Origin of the sequence: Burkholderia sp. E168m23 (assembly GCF_016586125.1) — a bacterium.
GTDB classification, from domain to species: domain Bacteria; phylum Pseudomonadota; class Gammaproteobacteria; order Burkholderiales; family Burkholderiaceae; genus Burkholderia; species Burkholderia orbicola.
The window spans coordinates 1-4,272 of the sequence record NZ_BCPP01000644.1; the positions used below are offsets into that span (position 1 = coordinate 1).

The following is a 4,272-nucleotide window of genomic DNA, read 5'->3' on the forward strand; positions in this document are numbered from 1 at the left end:
GCGCGGGCTGAACCCGCGCGCGCGGATCGAGATCGCCGAATTCGGCAAGGTGCCGCTGGAACGTGTGCTCGACACCGGCCTGTTCGATTTCGATGAGGCGTCGCGCGCGCCGGGCTGGTTGCAGGAGCTGCGCGGCACGCACACGCCGGAGACCGACGAATACGGAATCCGCAGCTTCGTCTATCGCGCGCGGCGGCCCTTTCATCCGCAGCGCTTCTTCGATCTGGTGGAGAGCGAATGGCCGGGCGTCGTCCGCTCGAAGGGGTTCTTCTGGCTGGCCACGCATCCGACCGTCGCCGGCTCGTGGTCGCAGGCCGGCGCGGTCGCGCGGCACGGGCCGGCCGGCCACTGGTGGGCGGCCGTGCCGCCCGAGCGCTGGCCGCGGGACGCCGAAGCCGTCGCGCAGATCCGCGCGCGCTGGGACGAGCACGTCGGCGACGCCCGGCAGGAGCTCGTGCTGATCGGCATGGACATGGACGAGCCGGCGCTGCGCGCGCGCTTCGACGCGTGTCTGCTGACCGATGCCGAGATGGCCGCCGGCCCCGAACACTGGACCACGTGGGACAACCCGTTTCACGACTGGGCCTGACCTGAACGCGCTGCCTGCATCGATCCGGATGGAGAAGGCGCTCCACCGGATTTCAAGCATGAATGCAGCGCTTCCCGATATTTCCCTGACCGACGCCGCGCCGGGCCGCCGCCCGCTCGAATGGGTCGGCATGCAGGGCATCGATCTGCCCGTCGTCGTGGCGGAGCCCGGCTGCCGGCGCGACGTGCATGCGCGTGCCGACGTGCAGGTCGATCTGCCTGCGCCGCAGGTGAAAGGCATCCACATGTCGCGGCTGCACGGGCTGCTGGACGGGCTCGCCGGCGGCGAAGCGCTGTCGCCGGCCGGCTTGCAGCGCATGCTGCGCGCAATGGTCGACAGCCACCGCGACTGCGAGACGCGCAGCGCGCGCGTGCGGCTGCGCTTCGACCTGCTGGCCCGCCGCACGGCGCTCGTGACCGAGGGGCTGGCCGGCTGGAAGGCCTATCCGGTGCGTCTCGATGCGACGCTGGCCGGCGATGTGTTCGCGCTGCGCGCGCAGGTGACGGTCGTCTATTCGTCGACGTGCCCGTGCTCGGCCGCGCTGTCGCGGCACTGGATCGAACAGGCATTCCTGACGGCATTCGGGCATGAGGCTCGCGTGGAGCCGGCGGCAGTCGCCGCCTGGTTGAAACGGCATGCGACGGCCGCCACGCCGCACAGCCAGCGCAGCGAGGCCGTCGTCAGCGTGGCGCTGCCTGCCGATGGCACGACGCTGGGGCTGCTCGACCTGATCGACCGCGTCGAGCAGGCGCTCGGCACGCCGGTGCAGACGGCCGTCAAGCGCGCGGACGAGCAGGCGTTCGCGGTGCTGAACGGCGGCAACCTGATGTTCGTCGAGGATGCGGTGCGGCGCGTGCAGGCCGCGCTCGAAGATCGTCATGCGAGCCCGCGCGTGCGGGTGCGCCATCTCGAAAGCCTGCATCCGCACGATGCGGTGGCGTGGGCCGCTCCGCTGCGCGAAGGCGCCGACGCATGCTGATCCGCAAGCTGTTCCGGTTCGAGAATGCGCACGTCGTGCGCGGCTGCAGCACGCGGCGCTGCTCGCATTCGATCCACGGCCATTCGTACCGCGTCGAGCTGCTGCTCGAAGCCCATGCGCTGGATCACGGTCAGATGATCTACGACTTCGGGCTGCTCAAGGGCGACGTGCGCGACCTGATTGACGCGTTCGACCACGCGGTGACGCTGTGGTCGGACGACGATCCGCGCTATGTCGAAAGCATGCGCCGGCATTCCGAGCGCTGGGTGCTGCTGCCGGTGTCGCCGAGCGCCGAGCAGTTCTCGCGCGTGTTCTTTCGCCTCGTCGATGCGGCGCTGTGCGGTACGCGCATGTCGAACGGCGAAGCCGACGTGCGGCTGCATTCGGTGATCGTTCACGAGACCGAGACCGGCTACGCGCAGTGCTTTCGCGACGATGCATTCAACCCGCGCATGGGCCGCATCGACCTCGACGCGATCGTGTTCGCGCCGGCCATCGTCGCGCAGTGGCGCGATCCCGGCCTGTTCGAGCGGCTCAAGCGCGGCCATACTCTTTCCCGGCAGGAATCCTGATGATCCGAAAGAACCCGCGCGGCGACCTGCCGCACATTCATCCGAACGCGTTCGTCGATCCGACCGCCATCCTGTGCGGGCGCGTGATCGTCGAGGAGAACGTGTTCATCGGCCCGTACGCGGTGATCCGCGCCGACGAAACCGATGCGGACGGCCAGATCGCGCCGATCGTGATCGGTGCGCATTCGAACATCCAGGACGGCGTCGTGATCCATTCGAAATCGGGCGCGAGCGTGACGATCGGCCGGCACACGTCGATCGCGCATCGCGCGATCGTCCACGGGCCGTGCACGGTCGGCGACGGCGTGTTCGTCGGCTTCAACAGCGTACTGTTCAACTGCACGATCGACGACGGCTGCGTGGTGCGCTACAACGCGGTCGTCGACGGCTGCCACCTGCCGCCGGGTTTCCACGTGCGCTCGACCGAACGCATCGGGCCGGAAACCGATCTCGCCGCGCTGCCGCAGGTGACGGCCGATGCGAGCGAGTTCTCCGAGGACGTCGCGCGGACGAACAATGCGCTGGTGCTCGGTTACAAGCAGATCCAGAACGAGTTCTGACGCATGGACGAGCGGCTGCGACAGGAAGCGGGCGACCGATCGACACGGCGGCACGCCGATCTGCTGGTGCATGGCGGCACGGTGATGACGCCCAACGGTGCCGAGCGGATCGACGTCGCGTGCGCGGGCGGCCGTGTCGTCGCGCTGGGCGCGTTGCACGGCGTGTGGAGCGCCGACGTGCTGCTCGATGCGCGCGGCTTGCACGTGTTGCCGGGCGTGGTCGACAGTCAGGTGCATTTCCGCGAACCGGGGCTCACGCACAAGGAGACCCTCGAGGCCGGCACGCGCGGCGCGGTGCTCGGCGGCGTCACGACGATCTTCGAGATGCCGAATACGCATCCGCTGACGCTGGACGAGCAGGATCTGAGCGCGAAGCTCGATCTCGCGCGCGGCCGCGCGTGGTGCGACTACGCGTTCTACATCGGCGGCTCGGCCGTGAATGCCGAACGGCTGCCGGTGCTCGAACGGTTGCCCGGCTGCGCGGGGGTGAAGGTCTTCATGGGCAGTTCGTTCGGCGATCTGCTGGCCGACGACGAAACCGTGTTGCGCCGGATATTGCGCCACGGCCGGCGGCGCATGGCCGTGCATGCGGAGGACGAGGCGCGGCTGCGCGAGCGCAAGGCGATCGCGGAAGCGAGCGGCGACGTGCGCGACCATCCGCGCTGGCGCGACGCACAAAGCGCGCTGGCCGCGACGCGGCGCATCGTCGGGCTGGCTGCCGAGACGGGCCGCCGGCTGCATGTGCTGCACGTATCCACGGCGGACGAAATGGCGTTGCTCGCACGGCACCGGCGGCGCGTGACGGTCGAGGTCACGCCGCATCACCTGAGCTTGCACGCGCCGGATTGCTACGAGCGGCTCGGCACGTTCGCGCAGATGAATCCGCCCGTGCGCGAACGGCATCATCGGGACGCGCTGTGGCAGGCCGTCCGCAACGGCGTGGTCGACGTGATCGGCAGCGATCATGCGCCGCATACGCGCGACGAAAAGCGCCGCCCGTATCCGCAGTCGCCGAGCGGGATGACCGGCGTGCAGACGCTGCTGCCGCTGATGCTCGATCACGTGCAGGCCGGCCGTTTGAGCATCGAACGGCTGGTCGACCTGACCAGCGCCGGGCCGGCGCGCGTTTTCGGCATCGAAGGGAAGGGACGCATTGCGGCGGGCTACGACGCCGATTTCAGCATCGTCGACCTGCGCGCGCGGCGGATCATTCGCGACGAATGGATCGCGAGCGTGAGCGGGTGGACGCCGTACGACGGCTGTGCGGTCACGGGGTGGCCCGTGCATACGGTCGTGCGCGGGCAGGTCGTCGTGCGCGACGAGGCGCTGAACGGACAACCGGCCGGGGAGGCCGTGACGTTTCTCGACCCCTAGATCGGCAGCCTCACCGTCTGCTTGATGCGCTTCAGCGGGATCTCGGTTTCGATGTTGCGCACGCCTTCGATCTGCGTGAGCGTTTCCATCTGAAAGCGCTGATAGTCGTCGAGATCCTTCGCGATCACGCGCAGCAGATAGTCGTAGCTGCCGGCCATCAGATGGCATTCGAGCACTTCGGGCGCGTGTTCCATCTCG

General features: G+C 69.0%; 6 protein-coding genes. 5 read left to right on the forward strand and 1 reads right to left on the reverse strand.

Features of this window, described 5'->3' with window-relative positions; translation table 11 throughout:
- The 5 genes from JMF90_RS26550 to JMF90_RS26570 form a co-directional block, all read left to right on the forward strand.
- The coding region (locus JMF90_RS26550; RefSeq protein ID WP_201325625.1) for a GTP-binding protein at window positions 1–589 on the forward strand (589 nt) is incomplete at its 5' end.
- Between the two features lie 58 nt (window positions 590–647).
- Window positions 648–1,568, forward strand: a complete 921-nt coding sequence (gene folE2 / locus JMF90_RS26555) for a GTP cyclohydrolase FolE2 (RefSeq protein WP_077177813.1) — start codon at window positions 648–650, stop codon at window positions 1,566–1,568.
- Window positions 1,562–2,140 carry a 6-carboxytetrahydropterin synthase gene (locus tag JMF90_RS26560; protein WP_077177812.1) on the forward strand — a complete coding sequence of 193 codons (579 nt, stop codon included), beginning with the start codon at window positions 1,562–1,564 and terminating at the stop codon, window positions 2,138–2,140. The genes folE2 and JMF90_RS26560 overlap by 7 nt, the downstream gene beginning before the upstream one ends.
- Window positions 2,140–2,700 (forward strand): carbonate dehydratase, encoded by a 561-nt coding sequence (locus JMF90_RS26565; RefSeq protein WP_012339359.1) that lies wholly within the window; start codon window positions 2,140–2,142, stop codon window positions 2,698–2,700. Before JMF90_RS26560 ends, JMF90_RS26565 begins: the two co-directional genes overlap by 1 nt.
- Before the next feature lie 3 nt (window positions 2,701–2,703).
- Window positions 2,704–4,074, forward strand: coding sequence for a dihydroorotase (locus JMF90_RS26570; protein WP_077177811.1), 1,371 nt, complete (start codon window positions 2,704–2,706; stop codon window positions 4,072–4,074).
- Here the strand turns inward: JMF90_RS26570 and JMF90_RS26575 are convergent.
- A partial coding sequence (locus JMF90_RS26575) for an Lrp/AsnC ligand binding domain-containing protein (protein WP_201325626.1) occupies window positions 4,071–4,272 on the reverse strand: 202 nt, incomplete at its 5' end. The genes JMF90_RS26570 and JMF90_RS26575 overlap by 4 nt on opposite strands.

Bases quoted from the DNA above. Each gene is read 5' to 3' on its own strand.
- folE2 (WP_077177813.1), top strand. From the start codon at position 648: ATGAATGCAGCGCTTCCCGATATTTCCCTGACCGACGCCGCGCCGGGC.
- JMF90_RS26560 (WP_077177812.1), top strand. From the start codon at position 1,562: ATGCTGATCCGCAAGCTGTTCCGGTTCGAGAATGCGCACGTCGTGCGC.
- JMF90_RS26565 (WP_012339359.1), top strand. From the start codon at position 2,140: ATGATCCGAAAGAACCCGCGCGGCGACCTGCCGCACATTCATCCGAAC.
- JMF90_RS26570 (WP_077177811.1), top strand. From the start codon at position 2,704: ATGGACGAGCGGCTGCGACAGGAAGCGGGCGACCGATCGACACGGCGG.